This window comes from Bradyrhizobium sp. USDA 4473 (assembly GCF_054063335.1).
In genome coordinates this window covers 5572541-5590244 of record NZ_JBSSGE010000001.1, presented here as the reverse complement: position 1 = coordinate 5590244, position 17704 = coordinate 5572541, and the positions used below count along the sequence as shown (strand labels likewise).

Sequence of the window (17704 nt, the reverse complement as noted above, 5' to 3'; positions counted from 1 at the left end):
CGTCAGCTGTCCTTGCCGGACTGTTCTAGCCCTTGTCTAACCCTTGTTGCCGCCGACTTCCTTGGCGAAGGTGTCGCGCAGCCCGATGGTGCGATTGAACACGAGCCTGTCCGGCGTCGAATCCGCGTCGCGCACGAAATAGCCCTGCCGCTCGAACTGCATCACCTCGGGCGAATTGCTCTCGGCGATCGCAGGCTCGACCCGCGCATCGCTGAGCACTTCCAGCGACTGCGGATTGAGGTCGGCGACGAAATCGGCGGCGTTCGGGCTCGGATTGGCGAACAGCTGATTGTAGATCCGGATCTCCGCCGGCTTCGACTGCGCCGCCGGCAACCAGTGCATGGTCGCCTTGACCTTGCGGCCGTCCGGCGCGTTGCCGCCCTTGGTCGCGGGATCATACGTCGCGCGCAGCTCGACGATCTCGCCGGCGTCGTTCTTGATCACGCCGGTGCACCTGATGAAGTAGGCGTAACGCAGCCGCACCTCATTGCCGGGTGACAAACGGAAGAACTTCTTCGGCGGATTCTCCATGAAGTCGTCGCGCTCGATATAGAGCTCGCGGCCGAATGCGATTCTGCGCGTGCCGGCGTCCGGATTGTCGGGATGGTTGATCGCCTCGATCTCCTCGACCTGCCCTTCCGGATAGTTCTCGATCACAACCTTGAGCGGTCGCAGCACCGCCATGCGACGCAGCGATGTGCGGTTCAGCTCCTCGCGGATGCAGAATTCGAGCATGCCGACATCGACCACGCTGTTGGCCTTGGCGACGCCGATGCGCTTGATGAATTCGCGCACCGCGGCCGGCGGCACGCCGCGGCGCTTGAGACCGGCGACGGTCGGCATCCGCGGATCGTCCCAGCCCGAGACGTGGCCGTCACGGACCAGCTGGGTCAGCACACGCTTGGACAGCAGCGTGTAGGTCAGGTTCAGCCGTGCCATTTCGTACTGGCGCGGCTTCGAGGGCACCGGCAGCTTGTCGAGCAGCCACTCATAGAGCGGACGGTGATCCTCGAACTCCAGCGTACAGATCGAATGGGTGATGCCTTCGATCGCGTCCGACTGGCCGTGGGCGTAGTCGTAGCTCGGATAGATCGACCATTTGTCGCCGGTGCGCGGATGGTGGGCGTGCAGGATGCGGTACAGCACGGGATCGCGCAGGTTGATGTTGCCGGCCGCCATGTCGATCTTGGCGCGCAGCACGCGGGCGCCGTTGGGAAACTCTCCGGCCTTCATGCGGCGGAACAGGTCGAGGTTCTCCTCGACCGAGCGGTCGCGGAACGGCGAGTTCTTGCCCGGCTCGGTCAGGGTGCCGCGCGACGTGCGGATCTCCTCCTGCGACTGATCGTCGACATAGGCATAGCCGGCCTTGATCAGGCCTTCGGCCCAATCATACAGACGGTCGAAATAATCCGACGCGAAGAAGAGGTTGGTGCCCCAATCGTAGCCGAGCCAATGGACGTCGGCCTGGATGGAGTCGATGTATTCCTGCTCCTCCTTGGTCGGATTGGTGTCGTCGAAGCGCAAATTGCACTGGCCGCCGAACTCCTGCGCGATGCCGAAATTCAAGGCGATCGACTTGGCGTGGCCGATATGCAGGTAGCCGTTCGGCTCCGGCGGGAAGCGGGTCACGATCCGGTTGTGCCTGTGGGAGGAGAGATCGGCCTGGACGATGTCGCGGATGAAGTCGCGCCCTGCCTCTGCCGTCGTGTCAGTCGTCATCAAAGGGTTCCCTGGAGGAGTCAGTTCAACCTTCTGCCAAATTCGTGCCCTCCGGCCAAGCCTGGTTTGAAGCTGGTTTCAGGTCTGGTTTGGCGGGCAAAAGGCCAACCGAGGCTTTAGTTATGTCCGGTTCCTGCTATACACCACCGCCGTTCCCAGCATACGTCTCGTTCGATCATGACCAATCCCGTCGTTACCCGCTTCGCCCCCTCACCGACCGGCTTCCTCCATATCGGAGGTGCCCGCACCGCGCTGTTCAACTGGCTCTATGCCAGGAAGCTCGGCGGCAAGATGCTGCTCCGGATCGAGGACACCGACCGCGAACGCTCGACCAAGGAGGCGATCGACGCCATCCTGGACGGCCTGAAATGGCTGGAGCTCGACTGGGACGGCGACGTCATCTACCAGTTCAGCCGCGCCGCCCGCCATCGCGAGGTCGCCGAGGGCCTGCTCGCTGCCGGGCGGGCCTATTACTGCTACGCCACGCCGGAGGAACTGGCCGCGATGCGCGAAAAGGCGCGCGCCGCGGGCCGCACCCGTCTCTATGATGGCATGTGGCGCGACCGAGATCCGGCGACCGCGCCGTCCGACGTCAAGCCGACCATCCGCCTCAAGGCGCCGCAGACCGGCGAGACCGTGATCGAGGACCAAGTCCAGGGCCGCGTGGTCTGGCAGAACGAGAACCTCGACGACCTCGTCCTGCTGCGCGGCGACGGCACCCCGACCTACATGCTCGCGGTCGTGGTCGACGACCACGACATGGGCGTCACTCACATCATCCGCGGCGACGACCACCTGATCAACGCCGCGCGCCAGAAGCAGATCTACGACGCGATGGAGTGGGAGTTGCCGAGCATGTCCCACATCCCGCTGATCCACGGCCCCGACGGCTCGAAACTGTCGAAGCGGCACGGCGCGCTCGGCGTCGACGCCTACCGCGCGCTGGGCTATTTGCCGGCCGCCTTGCGCAACTACCTCGTCCGGCTCGGCTGGAGCCATGGCGACCAGGAGATCTTCTCGACCCAGGAGATGATTGACGCGTTCGACCTCTCGGGCATCGGCCGCTCGGCGGCGCGGTTCGATTTCGCCAAGCTGGAGAACCTCAACGGGCACTACATCCGGCAGAGCGACGATCAATCCCTCGTGACCCAGTTCGAGCGCGTGCTGGATTATGTTCCTGAAGGTGCCGCGCTGAGGGCCAAGCTCAACGATACGACCCGTGCGCAATTGCTGCGGGCGATGCCGAGCCTGAAGGAGCGCGCCAAGACGCTGATCGAGCTGATCGCGGGCGCCTACTTCATCTTCGCCGATCGGCCGCTTGAGCTCGATCCGAAAGCGGCGGCGCTGCTCACGCCGGACACGCGCGCGCTGATCGGCCGCCTGCGAACTGCGCTGGAAGCCGTCAACGACTGGACGGCGGAAAGCACCGAGACCGCCATGCGGAATTTCGCCGAACAGAACAATCTCAAACTCGGCGCCGTCGCCCAGCCGCTGCGCGTGGCGCTGACCGGACGCACAACGTCGCCGGGCATCTTCGACGTGCTGGCCGTCCTGGGACGCCAGGAGTGCCTCGCCCGCCTCGCCGATCAGGCGGCGTGATCCTGCATGGACCCCCTCCAGGGTCCATCTTGCAGCGCACATTGCAATGAGCTACCCATCCCCGGACGCCTTCTCAACAAGCCGTTCCGCCCCGCCATGGGCCGCAATTTAGCGACTGGGCAAGGTCGGTTTTCGCAACGAATTCATCGGGGATATCGCGATGGACGCAAAATCCAGCAAGACAGCCACACTCACCATCGGCAACAAGAACTACGATTTCCCGATCCTGAGCGGCACGGTTGGGCCTGATGTCATCGACATCGGCAAGCTCTACGGCCAGGCCGGGGTGTTCACCTACGACCCCGGCTTCACCTCGACCGGCAGCTGCCAGTCGAAGATCACCTATATCGACGGCGACGCCGGTATCCTCGAATACCGCGGCTATCCGATCGAGCAGCTCGCCGAGCATGGCGATTTCCTGGAGACCTGCTACCTCCTTCTCCGCGGGCAGCTTCCGACCCCGGCGCAGAAGAAGGAGTTCGACTACATGGTCACGCACCACACCATGGTGCATGAGCAAATGGCCCGCTTCTTCCAGGGCTTCCGCCGTGACGCGCATCCGATGGCAATCATGGTTGCCGCGGTCGGCGCGCTGGCTGCGTTCTATCACGACTCCACCGACATCAACGATCCGAAGCAGCGCGAGATCGCTTCGATCCGCATGATCGCGAAGATCCCGACCTTGGCTGCGATGGCCTACAAGTACACGGTCGGCCAGCCCTTTGTGTATCCGAAGAACTCGCTCTCGTTCGCCGAGAACTTCCTCAACATGTGCTTCGCGGTGCCCTGCGAAGACTACAAGATCAATCCCGTTCTCGCCGACGCGCTGGACAAGATCTTCATCCTGCACGCCGACCACGAGCAGAATGCCTCGACTTCGACGGTGCGTATCGCCGGCTCCTCGGGCGCCAACCCGTTCGCCTGCATCGCGGCCGGCATCGCCTGCCTGTGGGGACCGGCCCATGGTGGCGCCAACGAGGCCGCACTGGCAATGCTGGCCGACATCGGCACGGTCGACAAGATCCCCGACTTCATCGCCAAGGTGAAGGACAAGAACAGCGAAGTCCGCCTGATGGGCTTCGGTCACCGGGTCTACAAGAACTACGATCCGCGCGCCAAGATTATGCAGAAGATGTGTCACGCGGTGCTGAAGGAGACCGGCCACGGCGACGATCCGATGCTCAAGGTTGCGCTGGAGCTCGAGAAGATCGCGCTCAGCGATCCCTACTTCATCGATCGCAAGCTGTATCCGAACGTCGACTTCTATTCGGGCATCACGCTGAAGGCGATGGGCTTCCCGACCTCGATGTTCACCGTGCTGTTCGCGGTCGCCCGCACCGTCGGCTGGATCAGCCAGTGGAGCGAGATGATCGAGGATCCGCAGCAGAAGATCGGCCGTCCGCGCCAGCTCTACACTGGCGTCGCGCGCCGCGACTATGTGCCGATCGACAAGCGCAACTAAGCTGCATCACTGGGAATACCGAGACGGCGCCGTCATTCCCGATGGCGCCGTTTTCGTTTGCCGCGCGCAACCTCGGTTGCGAGCGCGTCGAGGCGCGGCAGCCAGAACGCCCTGAACCGGTCGAGCCAGTCGTCGACCTCGCGCAGCCGCCCCGGCTCCACCGCATAGATGCGGCGGGTACCGTCGGCGCGCACCGACGCAAAGCCGGCGTCCCGCAAGATCCGCAGCTGCTGCGAGACCGCCGACTGCGTGATGCCGAACTCGCGCTGCACGACCACGACGACCTCGCCCGAACTGTGCTCACCGGTCGCCAGCAACTCCAGGATGCGCCGGCGGACGGGGTCGCCGAGAATGTCGAAAGCGTGCATGGGCCGCTAGCCCCCGCCGCCCGGCTCGGGCTCGCCGCAGTAGAACGCTGTCGTGTTGGCCCCGGCCCTGCGCGCCGCCGCCTCGTCCGTGCCCGCCTTGATCGAGGCGCTGCACCAGTCCGCGCTGCTGCGGCGAATGAAGTCCTTGCCCTCCTCCGAGCCGGGCCACGCCGCCGCGGCCGCGCGATCGAACTGCCCGCCAGGGCCTGCGGCAATGTAGAGCGCGAGCCCCATCAGGGCGAGGTCCCAGCCGACGCCGACGGCGCCGGGCCCATAGCGATCCCAGAAGTCGCCCTCGATCAGCGAGAGATGCTCCAGCTCGAGCCGCGTGCCGCCGGCATTGTCGTCAGTCAGGGTCACGGTGACCCAGCTGATCGTGCCCATCGCCTCCCAGGTCACCGCAAGCCTGCGCGGCGGTTCGCAGGTCGTGATCTCGCCGCCTGCCTGCCCCTGGAACTGGTAGCGGCCGCCCAACCTCAGATCTCCCGAGATCGGCAGGAACCAGCGCGGAATGCGCTCGGGATTGGTCAGCGCATCCCAGAGATCGGCGATGTCGGTGTCGTAGCTCCGGGTCGCAATCACCGCCCGCGCGGGTTTGCCATCGCGTTCCCGGACGGCGACGTCGCGAACGACGGCTCCGACATAGGCAACCGGATCGATCTTCATGGCGGGCTCTCCCGTAATATTAAACATAGCTAATATTAGCGTTATCTAAAATTCCAGCGCAAGCGAAACCGTTGCGGCAGGATGTCGCCGCGGACGAGGTCATCGATTGGCTAACTCGAACGCCGGTCCATCTCGGCCAGCACGATGTCGGCGGCGCGGACGCTGGGCGGCTGGTCGCCGGTCGACATCTTGCCGTCCATCGTCGCGAATGCCACGAGCTGCCGCAGCCGATCGGGCGAATCCTTGAGCACGTCGCCCAGTGCCGCCGCGAGCTTGTCCGGCGTGCAGTTCTCCTGCAGGAACTCGGGGATGATGTCGCTGCCGATCACGAGATTGGCGAGGATCACCGACGACACCCGGATGGCGCGGCGCAGGATGAACGCCTCGGCGGCGCCGACGCGATAGGCCGTCACCATCGGAATGCCCGACAGCGCGAGTTCCAGCGTCACCGTGCCCGACTTCGCGAGCGCCGCCCGGGCTGTGCGGAACGCGGCGCGCTTCTCGGTCTCGCCGATCGCAAGCCGCGGCACCACCGGCCATGACGCGGTGCCTTCGCGCACCATCGCCTCGAGATGCGGCATGGTGGGCAGCACGAGCTCGAACGGCGTCTGTGTGCTGAGCCGGCCGAGTGCCGCGCCGAACAGCGCGAGATGATGCCGGATCTCGCTGCGCCGGCTGCCCGGCAGAACCAGCAGGACCGGCGGTTGCGCGTCGCGCCGCTTCTGCTCCTCCTCGTTCGGCCGCAGCGCCGCAAGCTGCTCGGTCAGGGGATGACCGACATAGCTGCACGGCGGTCCTTGCAGCTTGCGGTATTCCTCCGGCTCGAACGGCAATAGCGCCAGCACGTGATCGACATAGGTTCGCATCGCGCGTGCCCTGCCCGGCCGCCAGGCCCACACCGATGGCGACACGTAGTCGACGATCGGAATGTCCGGATTGCGCACGCGAACGCGACGGGCGACGCGATGGGTGAAGTCGGGGCTGTCGATGATGACCAGCATGTCAGGCGCGTCGGCGAGCACGGCATCGGCGGTGCGGCGGATCAACCGCAGGATCTTCGGCAATTGCTTCACGACGGCGGCAAAGCCCATGATCGAGAGCTCCTCGATCGGAAACAGCGGCGTGATGCCCTCGCCGGTCATCGCGCGGCCGCCGACGCCGGAAAACGTCACGGCGTCGCCGAGACGTTCGCGCAGCACCTTCATCAGCGCCGCGCCGAGGCGATCACCGGATTCCTCGGTCGCGATGAGGAAGACCTTGCGGCTGGTGGTGGGACGAGGCGCCTGCATCAGCCGGCCAGCCCGATGACAAACAGACCTTTGGCGTCGGCAGTCTCGATCAGCGCCTGCGGCTCGGCCGCAAGCGTGTTGCCGGCGATCACCGCGATCCCCGCGATGCCGGCCGCCGCGGCGCCCTCGACCGTGCGCGGACCGATCGTCGGCAGATCGAAGCGCAGATCCTGCTTGCTCTTCGGCGCCTTCACCAGCACGCCGCGGCCGGCCTTGGCGCGGATACGTCCCTCGGCGCGCAGCCGGGCCACGCGCGCGAGCAAGCCGTCGGTGCCTTCGATGTCCTCGACCGCAACCACATGGCCGTCGATCACCACGGCCGCCTGGCCGATGTCGAACGGGCCGAGCGCGTCGAGCACGCCGCGGCCGCGCCCGATATCGGCGAGCGCGGCGCTGTCCGGCGTCATCCGCGTCACGGCGCCCTCCGGCATCAGGAGATCGGGCGCGACGTCCTTGATGCCGACCATGCGAAAGCCCTGCTGCTCGAGGATGCGCCCGACGCTCGACAGCAAATGATCGTCGCCGCCGCGAAAGGCGCGCACGACGTGGCCGAGCAGGCGCAGCGTGCCCCAGTCGAGCCGGATCTCCGACAGCGCGGGACGCACCAGGGTGCCGATGAAGATCAGGTCGCGGCAGCCTTCGTCGCGGAACAGCCGGGTCGCCCGCCCGAGCTGGCCGACCGAGATCCAGCGGTGGCGAAACTTCTGCAAGCGCGCCGGATCGCAGGCGCCGCGCAGCGCGAACAGCACCGGCGTGATGCCGCGTGCGGCGAGCTGATCGGCAACCGCGAACGGCATGGCGCCGCCGCCGGCAATCACGCCGACCGGCGAGGAAAGCGAGGGAGCCGCGGACGTCATGCTGGCGGCCATCCCCTGCTCATTTGCTATCGGCGGGAAGACAGAGCGGCCGGTGCTTGCCACCCTCGATGAAGGTGAGGATTTCCGCGATCGCGGAATCCTCGCTCGCGAGCGGCTGCACCGCGGCCAGCCGCTCGGCGAAGACGCCGGGGCCGTGGAACAGTTTTTGATAGAACGCGCGCACCGTGGCCAGCCGCGCCTTGGTGAACTGGCGCCGTCGCATGCCGATGATGTTGAGGCCTTCGAGCGCCGCGTACTGACCGTTGGCCAATCCGAACGGAATGATGTCGCCGCGCACGCCGCAGACACCGCCGATCATCACCTGCGAACCAACGCGGGTGAACTGGTGCACCGCCGACAAGCCGCCGATATAGACGAAGTCGCCGATCTCGCAGTGGCCGCCGAGCGTCGCCGAGGTCGCGAAGATCGCGTTGTTGCCGACCGTGCAGTCATGGCCGACATGGCTGTTGTTCATGAAGAAGCCGCGGTCGCCGACGCGGGTGAGCCCGCCGCCCTTGATCGTGCCGACATTCATCGTCACGCCCTCGCGGATCGTGCAGGCCTCGCCGACCTCGAGACGGGTCGGCTCGCCGCGATAGCTGAGATCCTGCGGCGGCCCGCCGAGCGCGGCAAATGGCGAGATGACGCAGCCGGCGCCGATCTTGGTGTGGCCGCTGATGGTGACATGCGCGATCAGCTTGCAGTTCACGCCGAGCACGACATTGGGGCCGATGATGCAGTACGGACCGATCTCGGTGCCGGCCCCGATCACAGCTCCATCCGCAATCCGCGCAGTGGGGTCGATCATGCTCATGCAGTTCAGATCCGGAATTCGTTAATGGCGCCAAAGCGCTACGCTGTCGATTGGGCGGTCGTTAGCGCGACTTTGCCCGCCCTGTCCAGTGACGTATCATGACCACCTGTTGCAAGAGAAGGTCGCAACCGATCCCATGGTCCGGGCCGCCGCGCTGATCCTCAGCCTGTTCTCTCTGCCGATCGGCCCGGAGACGGTCGATCTCGGCAACAGCACGACGGTCGATCTTTCGCGCTTCGACTGCCGCGACATCAATCGCAGCACGATGGTGCAGCGGGTCTGCTACAGCGCCGGCGAGCGCACGCTGCTGGTCGCGGTCAGGGGCAGCACCCAGCGCTATTGCGGCGTCCCCAGCGCGACCTTCGACGCACTGATGAGCGCGCCGTCGATGGGCGTCTACCTCAATCGCGTGTTACGAATCGCGGGCGCCGACGGCCGATATGGCTGCGCGAGGTCGTAACGGCTAGCGCCTTTCCCGCTCGGATGGAATCGGAGCGGGGCTCTAGATTCTTGTTTTAACGCATTCTCTTTACGCGAACCGGTTTTCACTTCGCTCGAAAATGCTCTGGTCAAGTCAATCCGTCAGCATCGCGCCGACATCGGCTTCGGCGACGACCTGGCCGTTGACCTTGGCATCGCCGTGAAACCACCACATCGTCTTGCGGCGGCCGAGCGAGCGCATGTGGTACTCGATGGTGTCGCCGGGCATCACCGGCTTCCTGAACTTGCACTTGTCGATGGTGAGGAAGTACACCGCGCGCGGCTTCGCGGTGCCTTCGACCGACTTGATGCCGATCACGCCGGCGGTCTGCGCCATCGCCTCGATCATCATCACGCCGGGATATACCGGCCGCTCCGGGAAATGTCCCTGGAACGGCGGCTCGTTGAAGGTGACGTTCTTGATGCCGATGCCGCTGTAGTCGGTGCGGATCTTGATCACGCGGTCGATCAGCAGCATCGGAAAACGATGCGGGAGCGTCTTCAGGATATCGTTGATATCCACGAGCTCGAATTTGACCGGTGCCTCCTCCATCACTCCTGTTCCTTGCCTTTGGCTTCATTGTCGCGCACCAGGCGCTCCACCGCGAGAATTTCCCTGAACCACTGCTTGGTCGGCTTGGCGAAATGCCCGCCCCAGCGGCCGTTGGGCGGGATGTCGTCCTTGACCGCGCTCATCGCCGTCACCTGGGCGCCGTCGCCGATCTTGAGGTGGTTGTTGATGCCCACCTTGGCGCCGAGCGCGACATTGTCGCCGATGGTCAGGCTGCCAGCGAGCCCGATCTGGGCCGCGAGCAGGCAGTGCCGGCCGATCGTCACATTGTGGCCGATCTGGACCTGATTGTCGATTTTGGTGCCCTCGCCGATCACGGTGTCGCGCAGCGAACCGCGGTCGATGGTCGAGGCGGCGCCGACCTCGACATTGTTCTGGATCACCACGCGGCCGGTCTGCGGCACCTTCACGTGCCCGGCCGGCCCGAAGAAGATGAAGCCGTAGCCGTCCTGGCCGATGTTGCAGCCTGGATGGATCAGCACGTTGTTGCCGATCAGCGCGAACTGAATGGTGGTCTTGGCACCGACATTGCAGTCGCGGCCGATCTTGACGTCGGCGCCGATCACCGCGCCGGCACCGATGATGGTGCCCGCGCCGATCTCGACCCGCGGGCCGATCACGACCAAGGGATCGACGATGACGCCGTCCTCGAGACGCGCGGTGGGATCGATGATCGCCGACGGGGCGATGCCCTCGGTGTCGAACCAGGATTGCGGCCGCAGCGCGTCGGCATGCCAATCGCGGGCCAGTTCGACGAACGCGAAGAACGGCTTGGCAATCCGCAGCACCGCCGTGCCCTTCGGCACCTGCGCCTCGAAGCGCGGGCTGACCAGGCAGGCGCCGGCCTTGGTCGCGGCCAGCTGGTCTGCGTATTTGAGATTGTCGAAGAACGCGAGATGCATCGGACCGGCCTCGTCGAGCGAGGCCAGCCCCCTGATCTGAAGCGCGCCCCGTTCGGGGTCGACCAGTTGCGCCTTCGTCAGCGCGGCAATGTCAGCCAGCGATGACGAAGGAGGACTTTTGAAGAAGCTCGGCTGCGCCATTCCATCCGTCGCAGTCCGATCGAGCAGCGGTATTAGAACGTCGTACCGCCGCCAAACCGGAATTCTTGCACGCGGTCATACGCACCCTTGGTCAGCGGCACCGCGTAGTCGAAGCGCAGCGGACCAAACGGCGACTGCCAGATCAGACCGACACCGACCGAGGTACGGACAACCTTGCTGTCGTCATACTGCAGGCCAAGGCAGGTGCCCGGAGACGGCGGGTTGTTGGTCGGCTTGATACAGCCGGGCGTGTTGACCTCGCCCGTCGCCGTCCACGACGTCGGACCCTGGTAGTCGTACAGGCCGCCGGCGTCGGCATAGACCGCGCCCTTGAGCCCGACTTCCTTCGGCAGGAACCAGAACGGCATCTGCAATTCCGCCGACACGCCCCAGTACTTGGTGCCGCCGATGGCATCCTGGGTGCCGTAGGGATTGATGTCGCGCGGACCGATGCCGTTCGGCGCGAAGCCGCGGACCAGGTTCGGACCCATCTGGAAGTGATCCAGCATGCGCAGCTCGGTGCTGCCCATCTTGTTCAGGATACCGCCCTGGGCGTGGATCACGCCGACGATGTCGGAGACCAGCGGGGTGTAGTACTTCGCGTCGATCGCGCTCTTGATGTAGCTGACGTCGCCGCCAACGCCCGCGAAGTCCTGCTTGAAATCGATGATCAGGCCGTCGGTCGGGTTCTTGTTGTTGTCGAGCGTGTTGTAGTTGAGCGTGTAGCCCAGTGCCGAGGTGATGGTCGCACCGGCCGCCAGTTCCTTGCGGACCGGCAGCGAGGCTTCGCCGTCGCTGTAGCACCACAGGCCGTTGGCCGAGGCGTCGGTGGCACCGAGCGCGTTGGCGGCGGCTGCGCCGTTCGCCTGCACCCAGGCCGGCGACGGGTTGAACGCCAGCAAGCCGTTGCTGGTGTTCATGTTACAGTTGGCCAGCGTCGACGGCAGGGTGATTTCCTGCTGATAGATCGAGTAGCGCAGCTGCAGCGACAGGTCTTCCCGCAGGCTGAAGCCGAGGCGCGGGCTGAAGCCGAGCGTCTTGGTGCCGTAGGCGATGTAGCTGTTGGACAGCTGCTGGCGCTGATAGAAGTCGAGGCCGAGCGCGACGCGGTAGTCGAGCAGATAGGGCTCGACGAACGACAGCGAGTAGCCGCGGGCATACTGGCCGTAGGTCACCGACGCCTTCGCGAACAGGCCGCGGCCGAGCAGGTTGCGCTCGGAGACGCTGACTTCGGCCAGCGCGCCGTCGGTGGTCGAATAGCCGCCCGACACCGAGAAGTCGCCCGTCGACTTCTCCTCGAGATCGACGATCAGGATGACGCGATCGCTGGAGGAGCCCGGCTCGGTGGTGATCTTCACCGTCTTGAAGAAGTCGAGGTTCTTCAGCCGGCGCTCGGCGCGGTCGACCAGCGCGCGGTTGTAGGCGTCGCCTTCCGAGATGTCGAATTCGCGGCGGATCACGTAGTCGCGGGTGCGGCTGTTGCCGCGGATGTTGATGCGCTCGATATAGGTGCGCGGGCCTTCGTCGATCGCGAAGGTGATCGACACCGTGTGATTGTCGAAATTGCGATCGCCGCGCGGCCGCACAACCGCGAAGGCGTAGCCGCGGCGGGACGCCTCGATCTGCATTTCCTCGACCGACTTCTCCAGCGCCTCGGCGTTGTAGAGCGAGCCGACATTGACGCGCGAATAGGAGCGCAGCGCGTTCGGATCGAGCGTATTGATCGACGAGGTGAAGTTGACGGATGCGACGCGATACTGCTGGCCCTCTTCGATCTTGAAGGTGACCAGGAAGCCCTTCTTGTCGGGATCGTATTCGGTCAGCGCGGCGACGACCTGGACGTCGGCATAGCCGTTCTTGAGGTAGAAGCGGCGCAGCAGGTCGCGGTCGGCCTCGACCCGGTCGGGGTCGTAGACGTCGTTGCCGCCGAGGAAGCTCAGCAGGTTCGATTCGCGGGTCTTGATGACGTCGCGCAGGCGGGACGCCGAATAGGCATTGTTGCCGATGAATTCGATCGACCGCACGCCGGTCTTCACGCCTTCATTGACCTCGAAGATCAGGTCGACGCGGTTGTTCGGCTGCTCGATGATCTGCGGATTGACCCGCACGTCGTAACGGCCGGAGCGGCGGTAGATTTCAGCGATGCGCAGCGCATCCGACTGGACCATCGGGCGCGAGAAGGTGCCGCGCGGCTTGGACTGGACTTCGGCGGTAAGCTGCTCGTCCTTGATCTTCTTGTTGCCCTCGAAGGCAACGCGGCCGATCACCGGGTTCTCGACCACGACCACGACGAGGCGGCCGCCCCGTTGATCGATATGAACGTCCTGAAACAGGCCGGTCTCGATCAGCGCTTTCAGGCCGTCGTCGATCTGGGCCTGGCCCAGCCGACCGCCCGGTCCGGGATGGAAGTAGGAGCGGATGGTTTCCAGCTCAACGCGGCGGTTCCCCTCCACCGTGATCGAATCGACGGTCTGCGCTTGCGCAGGCGCAGACACAGCTACGGCCGCCAAGGTGGCAGCCACCGGCACGGCGAACATGACCAAGGCGGCGAACAGCCCCCCCCTCACTCGCATTCCAAACATCATGCGCAACGCGCCCTTATCTTAGCAATGCCGGATCGTTCCCCAACGACCCGACAGATTCCCAACCTGCCGCTCAGCTTGTAACCAAATTTGCCAAGGGGGCAAACTTACTACAGCAGAACATTTCCATTTTCGTACCAAGACGTTGCCCATTGGCAACGCCACAAAAAAGCCTGCTTCAGGACCCGGCGATCCTGAGGATGTCGTTATAGGTCGCAAACACCATCAACATCAGAACCAAACCCAGCCCGATTCGGAAACCCACCTCCTGCGTCCGCTCCGACAACGGGCGGCCGCGAAGCGCCTCCGCGCTGTAGAACAAGAGGTGTCCGCCATCCAAAAGCGGGATCGGGAACAGGTTCAGCAGGCCGATCGAGACCGACAGGATGGCGCAGAGATTGACCACGAACTGGAACCCGGCACTCGCGGCCTGCCCCGACAGCTTGGCGATTCCGATGACCCCGCTCACCTCGCCCGGATTACCGGTCCCGACGAACAGCGACCCCAGGAACTTGAAGGTGCTGGCAATGATGTACCAGACCTGCTCGACGCCGATCTTCAGGGCTTCGAAGACGCCGACCGGGGCGCTGGATGCCTCGCCGACCTGAGCCTTGTGCTCGATTCCGAGCACGCCGATTCGGTGGGCATTGCCGAACGGGTCCTTGACCTCCTTCAGCGCCGGCGCCGCCTTGAGCGAAACAATCGCGCCATCCCGCTTCACCTTGAAGCCAAGCTCTGAACCAGCGTTCGACGCTACGATCCGTTGCATGTCGGCAAAGCTCTGGATCGCGCTGCCGTCGATCTCCACGACGACGTCGCCAACCTTGAAACCTGCATTCGCCGCGACGCTCTCGGCCACCAGGCCGTCAACCCGGGCGATCGTGCTCGGCTTGCCGTAGTAAAGCGCCATGCCTGCGAAAATCAGGGCGCCGAGGATGAAATTCGCGACCGGGCCCGCCGCAACGATGGCGGTGCGCTTGCCGACCGACTTGTGATGGAAGCTGCCCTCGCGCTCCTCCGCCGTCATGGCGGCGAGCGTCTCGGCCTGCGGCGTCGATGCCTCGCTGTCATCACCGAAGAACTTGACGTAACCGCCGAGCGGGATGGCCGAGATCTTCCAGCGCGTGCCATGCCGGTCGTTGAAGCCGGCAAGCTCCGGTCCGAAGCCCAGCGAGAAGGTCAGAACCTTCACGCCAGCCCAGCGCGCGACCAGAAAGTGGCCGAGCTCGTGAAAGAAGACGACGATGGTCAGGACGAACAGGAAAGGAACGATGTAACCCAGGAGCCCATGGCTCAACGCATTGATACTATGAAGAAAATACTCGGGCATCAGATTCCCCTCGACAAGAGCCATCAGGCTCCGTCCCCAACCCTCTAGGTTGCCTTTAAGGCAATTTGAGGCAATAGGGCGGCAGCTTTATTTCTCGCGATATGGTCAACGGAAATCGCGTCATCCGCCGAGTGCAGCGGTGGCTGATTCCCGGACCGTATCCAATCGTTCAGCGTCGCCTCGACCAGCCGGGCGATCGCTCCGAACTTGATCTTGCCGGCAATAAACGCGGCGACCGCGATCTCGTTCGCGGCGTTGTAGACCGTCGTCGCACCATGCCCCATCCGCAGCGCCTCGTAAGCCAGCCGCAGCCCCGGGAAGCGCTGGAAGTCCGGCGCCTCGAAGGTGAGCTGTCCGATCTTGGCGAGATCGAGCTTGGCGGACGGGCCGACGACGCGGTCGGGCCAGCCGAGGCAGTGCGCGATCGGGATCCGCATGTCCGGGGTGCCGAGCTGTGCCACCACCGAGCGGTCGGAGAACTCGACCATGCCGTGGATGATCGACTGCGGGTGCACCAGCACGTCGATCTCGTCCGGCGCCAGCGCGAACAGATAGGACGCCTCGATGACCTCGAGGCCCTTGTTCATCATCGAGGCGGAATCGATCGTGATCTTCTGCCCCATGCTCCAGTTAGGATGCTTCAGCGCCTGTTCCAGCGTCGCCTGCTCGATGTCGGCGGGCGCCCAGGTGCGGAACGGGCCGCCGGACGCGGTGATGATCACCCGCGTCAGTTCTTCGCGATTGCCGGACGCCAGCGCCTGGAACAACGCATTGTGCTCCGAGTCCGCCGGCAGGATGCAGGCGCCGGCCTTCTTGGCCCGTTCCATGAAGATGTCGCCGGCGCAGACCAGGCACTCCTTGTTGGCGAGCGCGACGGTGGCGCCGCGATCGACCGCGGCAAGCGCCGGCTTCAGTCCGGCCGCGCCGCTGACCGCCGCCATCACCCAATCCGCCGGCCGCGCGGCGGCCTCGATGATCGCGCTCTCCCCGGCCCCGCATTCGATCCGGGTTCCAGCGAGCGCGTCCTTCAGTTCTGAAAGCTTCGCGGGATCGCCAATCGCGGCGAACCGTGCGCCGAACTCCTTGGCGAGCTTGGCGAGACCCTCGACATTGCTGTTCGCGGTCAGAGCCTCGACCTGATAGCGGTCGCGCGCGCCACGCAGCAGATCCAACGTGCTGTCGCCGATCGAGCCGGTGGCACCGAGGACGGTCACGGTCCGCACGGCCGACGCCGCCACGGCCTTGTTGTTACGCAACGGAACTGCGCTCATCTCATCACCAAACCATAAGACCGCGGCCGACGCCATCGGCGCCACCACGGAGAAAGCCGAAAATCGCCGCCACAATGACGGCCGCGACGAATCCGTCCAGGCGGTCCAGCAGGCCGCCATGACCGGGAATGATGTGGCTCGAATCCTTCACCCCGAACCGCCGCTTCACTGCGGATTCGAAGAGATCGCCGAGCTGCGAGACCACCGACAGCACGGCGCCGAGCGCCAGCAGCGGCCCGGTCGTGCCGATCTCGAAGGCGGCAAAGCCGGCGGCAACCGCGAGGCTCGCCACGAAGCCGCCGATCGCGCCGGCCCAGGTCTTCTTCGGACTGACGCGCACCCAGAGCTTCGGCCCGCCGATGCTGCGGCCGGCGAAATAGCCGCCGATATCGGTGACCCATACGATCAGCAACACGAACATCAGCGCGGCAAAGCCCTTCGCCGGATCGAGACGCAGCAGCACCGACGCGATCTCGGCCCCCGCCGCATAGAGCAATCCGGCGACGGCCCAGCCACGCCGCACGCCCGATGTCAGCACGACGGCAACCACGCCGACCAAAAGCACGTCCAGGGCCGCATCGACGCGGCCGGCCATCAGGCAAACTCCGGCAAGCAGCAGCGCGAGGGCACCGGGCACCACGACGCGCGGCTCCCGCCCGAGCCCGGTGACGACAAGCCATTCCACGTACAATCCGATCGCCGCCACCGTCACCAGCAGCGACCAGGCGATGCCGCCCAGATAAGCCAGCGCGATCGCGAGCGGCGCCAGCACCAGTGCCGCAACCACGCGCATCACGAGGTTGCGCGACCCCTGCTCGTTTGCTGCCGGCGGCTGCTCGCTTGCTGCCGGCCGTTGCTCGCTTGCTGCCGCCGACGCGGCTTCGCCCTCGGTCACGAGCCGGTTTTCACAGCGAGGCCGCCGAACCGGCGCTCGCGCTTGCCGTATTCCGCAATGGCGCCTTCGAGCGCCGCCTTGTCGAAATCCGGCCAATGGATCGGCACGAATACCAGTTCGCTGTAGGCGGCCTGCCACATCAGGAAGTTCGACAGACGCTGCTCGCCGCTGGTGCGGATGATCAGGTCGGGATCCGGGATATCGGGCGCATCGAGATACTGCCCGAGCGTGTCGGCATCGATGGAGTCAGCGTCGCGCTTGCCTTCCGCGACTTCACGGGCAAGCCGCCGTGCGGCGGCGGCGATCTCCGCACGGGAGCCGTAGTTGAAGGCGACAACGAGGTTGAGCTTGTCGTTGTTCCTGGTCAGCTCCTCGGCCTCGTTGAGCAGCGCGCAGATATCGGCATCGAGACCGTCACGCTCGCCGATCACGCGCACCCGCACGCCGTCACGGTGCAGCGTCGCCAGATCGTTGCGGATGAAGCGGCGCAACAGGCCGAACAGATCGCCGATCTCGGTGGCCGGGCGCGACCAATTCTCCGAGCTGAACGAAAAGATCGTGAGGTAGACGATGCCGAGTTCATGGGCGGCACGCACCACGCGGCGCAGCGCCTCGACGCCGCGGCGATGGCCCTCGACGCGCGGCAGCCCGCGCGAAGCGGCCCAGCGTCCGTTGCCGTCCATGATGACAGCCACATGCAACGGACTGCCGGAGCGATCCGGTCCGTCGGTTGCTGGGGCGGCGGCGTTCGACATAGG

16 protein-coding genes are annotated in these 17704 nt (G+C 65.3%); 3 read left to right on the top strand and 13 right to left on the bottom strand.

Features of this window, described 5'->3' with window-relative positions:
- Positions 1–36 precede the first annotated feature (36 nt).
- Complete coding sequence (locus ACVW17_RS26375; protein ID WP_456754586.1) at positions 37–1719, bottom strand: glutamine--tRNA ligase/YqeY domain fusion protein; 1683 nt, start codon at positions 1717–1719, stop codon at positions 37–39.
- A 177-nt stretch (positions 1720–1896) separates the two neighbouring features.
- Here ACVW17_RS26375 and gltX point away from each other — a divergent pair, with 177 nt between their 5' ends.
- Both gltX and gltA read left to right on the top strand, forming a co-directional pair.
- Entirely contained in the window at positions 1897–3318 is a 1422-nt protein-coding gene (gene gltX / locus ACVW17_RS26370; RefSeq protein WP_456754585.1) for a glutamate--tRNA ligase, read from the top strand.
- A gap of 160 nt (positions 3319–3478) precedes the next feature.
- Positions 3479–4780 carry a citrate synthase gene (gltA, locus tag ACVW17_RS26365; RefSeq protein ID WP_456754584.1) on the top strand — a complete coding sequence of 434 codons (1302 nt, stop codon included), beginning with the start codon at positions 3479–3481 and terminating at the stop codon, positions 4778–4780.
- A 32-nt stretch (positions 4781–4812) separates the two neighbouring features.
- Here gltA and ACVW17_RS26360 read toward each other — a convergent pair whose 3' ends face one another.
- The 5 genes from ACVW17_RS26360 to lpxA form a co-directional block, all read right to left on the bottom strand.
- Positions 4813–5148 (bottom strand): ArsR/SmtB family transcription factor, encoded by a 336-nt coding sequence (locus tag ACVW17_RS26360; RefSeq protein WP_456754583.1) that lies wholly within the window; start codon positions 5146–5148, stop codon positions 4813–4815.
- Positions 5149–5154: 6 nt separating this feature from the next.
- Complete coding sequence (locus ACVW17_RS26355) at positions 5155–5814, bottom strand: SRPBCC family protein (RefSeq protein ID WP_456754582.1); 660 nt, start codon at positions 5812–5814, stop codon at positions 5155–5157.
- 110 nt (positions 5815–5924) lie between these two features.
- Positions 5925–7103: a lipid-A-disaccharide synthase gene (gene lpxB, locus ACVW17_RS26350; RefSeq protein WP_456754581.1), complete on the bottom strand. Its 1179-nt coding sequence runs from the start codon at positions 7101–7103 to the stop codon at positions 5925–5927.
- Positions 7103–7960, bottom strand: a complete 858-nt coding sequence (locus tag ACVW17_RS26345; RefSeq protein ID WP_456798021.1) for an LpxI family protein — start codon at positions 7958–7960, stop codon at positions 7103–7105. The genes lpxB and ACVW17_RS26345 overlap by 1 nt, the downstream gene beginning before the upstream one ends.
- A gap of 19 nt (positions 7961–7979) precedes the next feature.
- Positions 7980–8774, bottom strand: a complete 795-nt coding sequence (lpxA, locus tag ACVW17_RS26340; RefSeq protein WP_456754580.1) for an acyl-ACP--UDP-N-acetylglucosamine O-acyltransferase — start codon at positions 8772–8774, stop codon at positions 7980–7982.
- 109 nt (positions 8775–8883) lie between these two features.
- On the opposite strand from lpxA, the gene ACVW17_RS26335 reads away from it, so the two are divergent.
- Complete coding sequence (locus ACVW17_RS26335; protein ID WP_456754579.1) at positions 8884–9234, top strand: KTSC domain-containing protein; 351 nt, start codon at positions 8884–8886, stop codon at positions 9232–9234.
- A 114-nt stretch (positions 9235–9348) separates the two neighbouring features.
- Here ACVW17_RS26335 and fabZ read toward each other — a convergent pair whose 3' ends face one another.
- The 7 genes from fabZ to ACVW17_RS26300 form a co-directional block, all read right to left on the bottom strand.
- Positions 9349–9807: a 3-hydroxyacyl-ACP dehydratase FabZ gene (gene fabZ, locus ACVW17_RS26330; protein WP_456754578.1), complete on the bottom strand. Its 459-nt coding sequence runs from the start codon at positions 9805–9807 to the stop codon at positions 9349–9351.
- Positions 9807–10868 carry a UDP-3-O-(3-hydroxymyristoyl)glucosamine N-acyltransferase gene (gene lpxD / locus ACVW17_RS26325; RefSeq protein WP_456798020.1) on the bottom strand — a complete coding sequence of 354 codons (1062 nt, stop codon included), beginning with the start codon at positions 10866–10868 and terminating at the stop codon, positions 9807–9809. The genes fabZ and lpxD overlap by 1 nt, the downstream gene beginning before the upstream one ends.
- Positions 10869–10900: 32 nt before the next feature.
- Positions 10901–13453: an outer membrane protein assembly factor BamA gene (gene bamA / locus ACVW17_RS26320; RefSeq protein WP_456754576.1), complete on the bottom strand. Its 2553-nt coding sequence runs from the start codon at positions 13451–13453 to the stop codon at positions 10901–10903.
- 175 nt (positions 13454–13628) lie between these two features.
- Positions 13629–14780, bottom strand: a complete 1152-nt coding sequence (gene rseP / locus ACVW17_RS26315; protein WP_456754575.1) for an RIP metalloprotease RseP — start codon at positions 14778–14780, stop codon at positions 13629–13631.
- A 44-nt stretch (positions 14781–14824) separates the two neighbouring features.
- Positions 14825–16051: a 1-deoxy-D-xylulose-5-phosphate reductoisomerase gene (gene dxr, locus ACVW17_RS26310; protein ID WP_456754574.1), complete on the bottom strand. Its 1227-nt coding sequence runs from the start codon at positions 16049–16051 to the stop codon at positions 14825–14827.
- Positions 16052–16055: 4 nt separating this feature from the next.
- Positions 16056–16946, bottom strand: coding sequence for a phosphatidate cytidylyltransferase (locus ACVW17_RS26305; protein ID WP_456754573.1), 891 nt, complete (start codon positions 16944–16946; stop codon positions 16056–16058).
- The gene (locus tag ACVW17_RS26300; protein WP_456754572.1) at positions 16943–17701 is read right to left on the bottom strand and encodes an isoprenyl transferase; all 759 of its coding nucleotides are present in this window, start codon (positions 17699–17701) and stop codon (positions 16943–16945) included. Before ACVW17_RS26300 ends, ACVW17_RS26305 begins: the two co-directional genes overlap by 4 nt.
- Positions 17702–17704 lie beyond the last annotated feature (3 nt).

What these genes read in the sequence shown, in the direction of transcription:
- ACVW17_RS26375 (WP_456754586.1), bottom strand. Translation starts at nt 1,719, where the DNA reads ATGACGACTGACACGACGGCAGAGGCAGGGCGCGACTTCATCCGCGAC.
- gltX (WP_456754585.1), top strand. Translation starts at nt 1,897, where the DNA reads ATGACCAATCCCGTCGTTACCCGCTTCGCCCCCTCACCGACCGGCTTC.
- gltA (WP_456754584.1), top strand. Translation starts at nt 3,479, where the DNA reads ATGGACGCAAAATCCAGCAAGACAGCCACACTCACCATCGGCAACAAG.
- ACVW17_RS26360 (WP_456754583.1), bottom strand. Translation starts at nt 5,148, where the DNA reads ATGCACGCTTTCGACATTCTCGGCGACCCCGTCCGCCGGCGCATCCTG.
- ACVW17_RS26355 (WP_456754582.1), bottom strand. Translation starts at nt 5,814, where the DNA reads ATGAAGATCGATCCGGTTGCCTATGTCGGAGCCGTCGTTCGCGACGTC.
- lpxB (WP_456754581.1), bottom strand. Translation starts at nt 7,103, where the DNA reads ATGCAGGCGCCTCGTCCCACCACCAGCCGCAAGGTCTTCCTCATCGCG.
- ACVW17_RS26345 (WP_456798021.1), bottom strand. Translation starts at nt 7,960, where the DNA reads ATGACGTCCGCGGCTCCCTCGCTTTCCTCGCCGGTCGGCGTGATTGCC.
- lpxA (WP_456754580.1), bottom strand. Translation starts at nt 8,774, where the DNA reads ATGAGCATGATCGACCCCACTGCGCGGATTGCGGATGGAGCTGTGATC.
- fabZ (WP_456754578.1), bottom strand. Translation starts at nt 9,807, where the DNA reads ATGGAGGAGGCACCGGTCAAATTCGAGCTCGTGGATATCAACGATATC.
- lpxD (WP_456798020.1), bottom strand. Translation starts at nt 10,868, where the DNA reads ATGGCGCAGCCGAGCTTCTTCAAAAGTCCTCCTTCGTCATCGCTGGCT.
- bamA (WP_456754576.1), bottom strand. Translation starts at nt 13,453, where the DNA reads ATGATGTTTGGAATGCGAGTGAGGGGGGGGCTGTTCGCCGCCTTGGTC.
- rseP (WP_456754575.1), bottom strand. Translation starts at nt 14,780, where the DNA reads ATGCCCGAGTATTTTCTTCATAGTATCAATGCGTTGAGCCATGGGCTC.
- dxr (WP_456754574.1), bottom strand. Translation starts at nt 16,051, where the DNA reads ATGAGCGCAGTTCCGTTGCGTAACAACAAGGCCGTGGCGGCGTCGGCC.
- ACVW17_RS26300 (WP_456754572.1), bottom strand. Translation starts at nt 17,701, where the DNA reads ATGTCGAACGCCGCCGCCCCAGCAACCGACGGACCGGATCGCTCCGGC.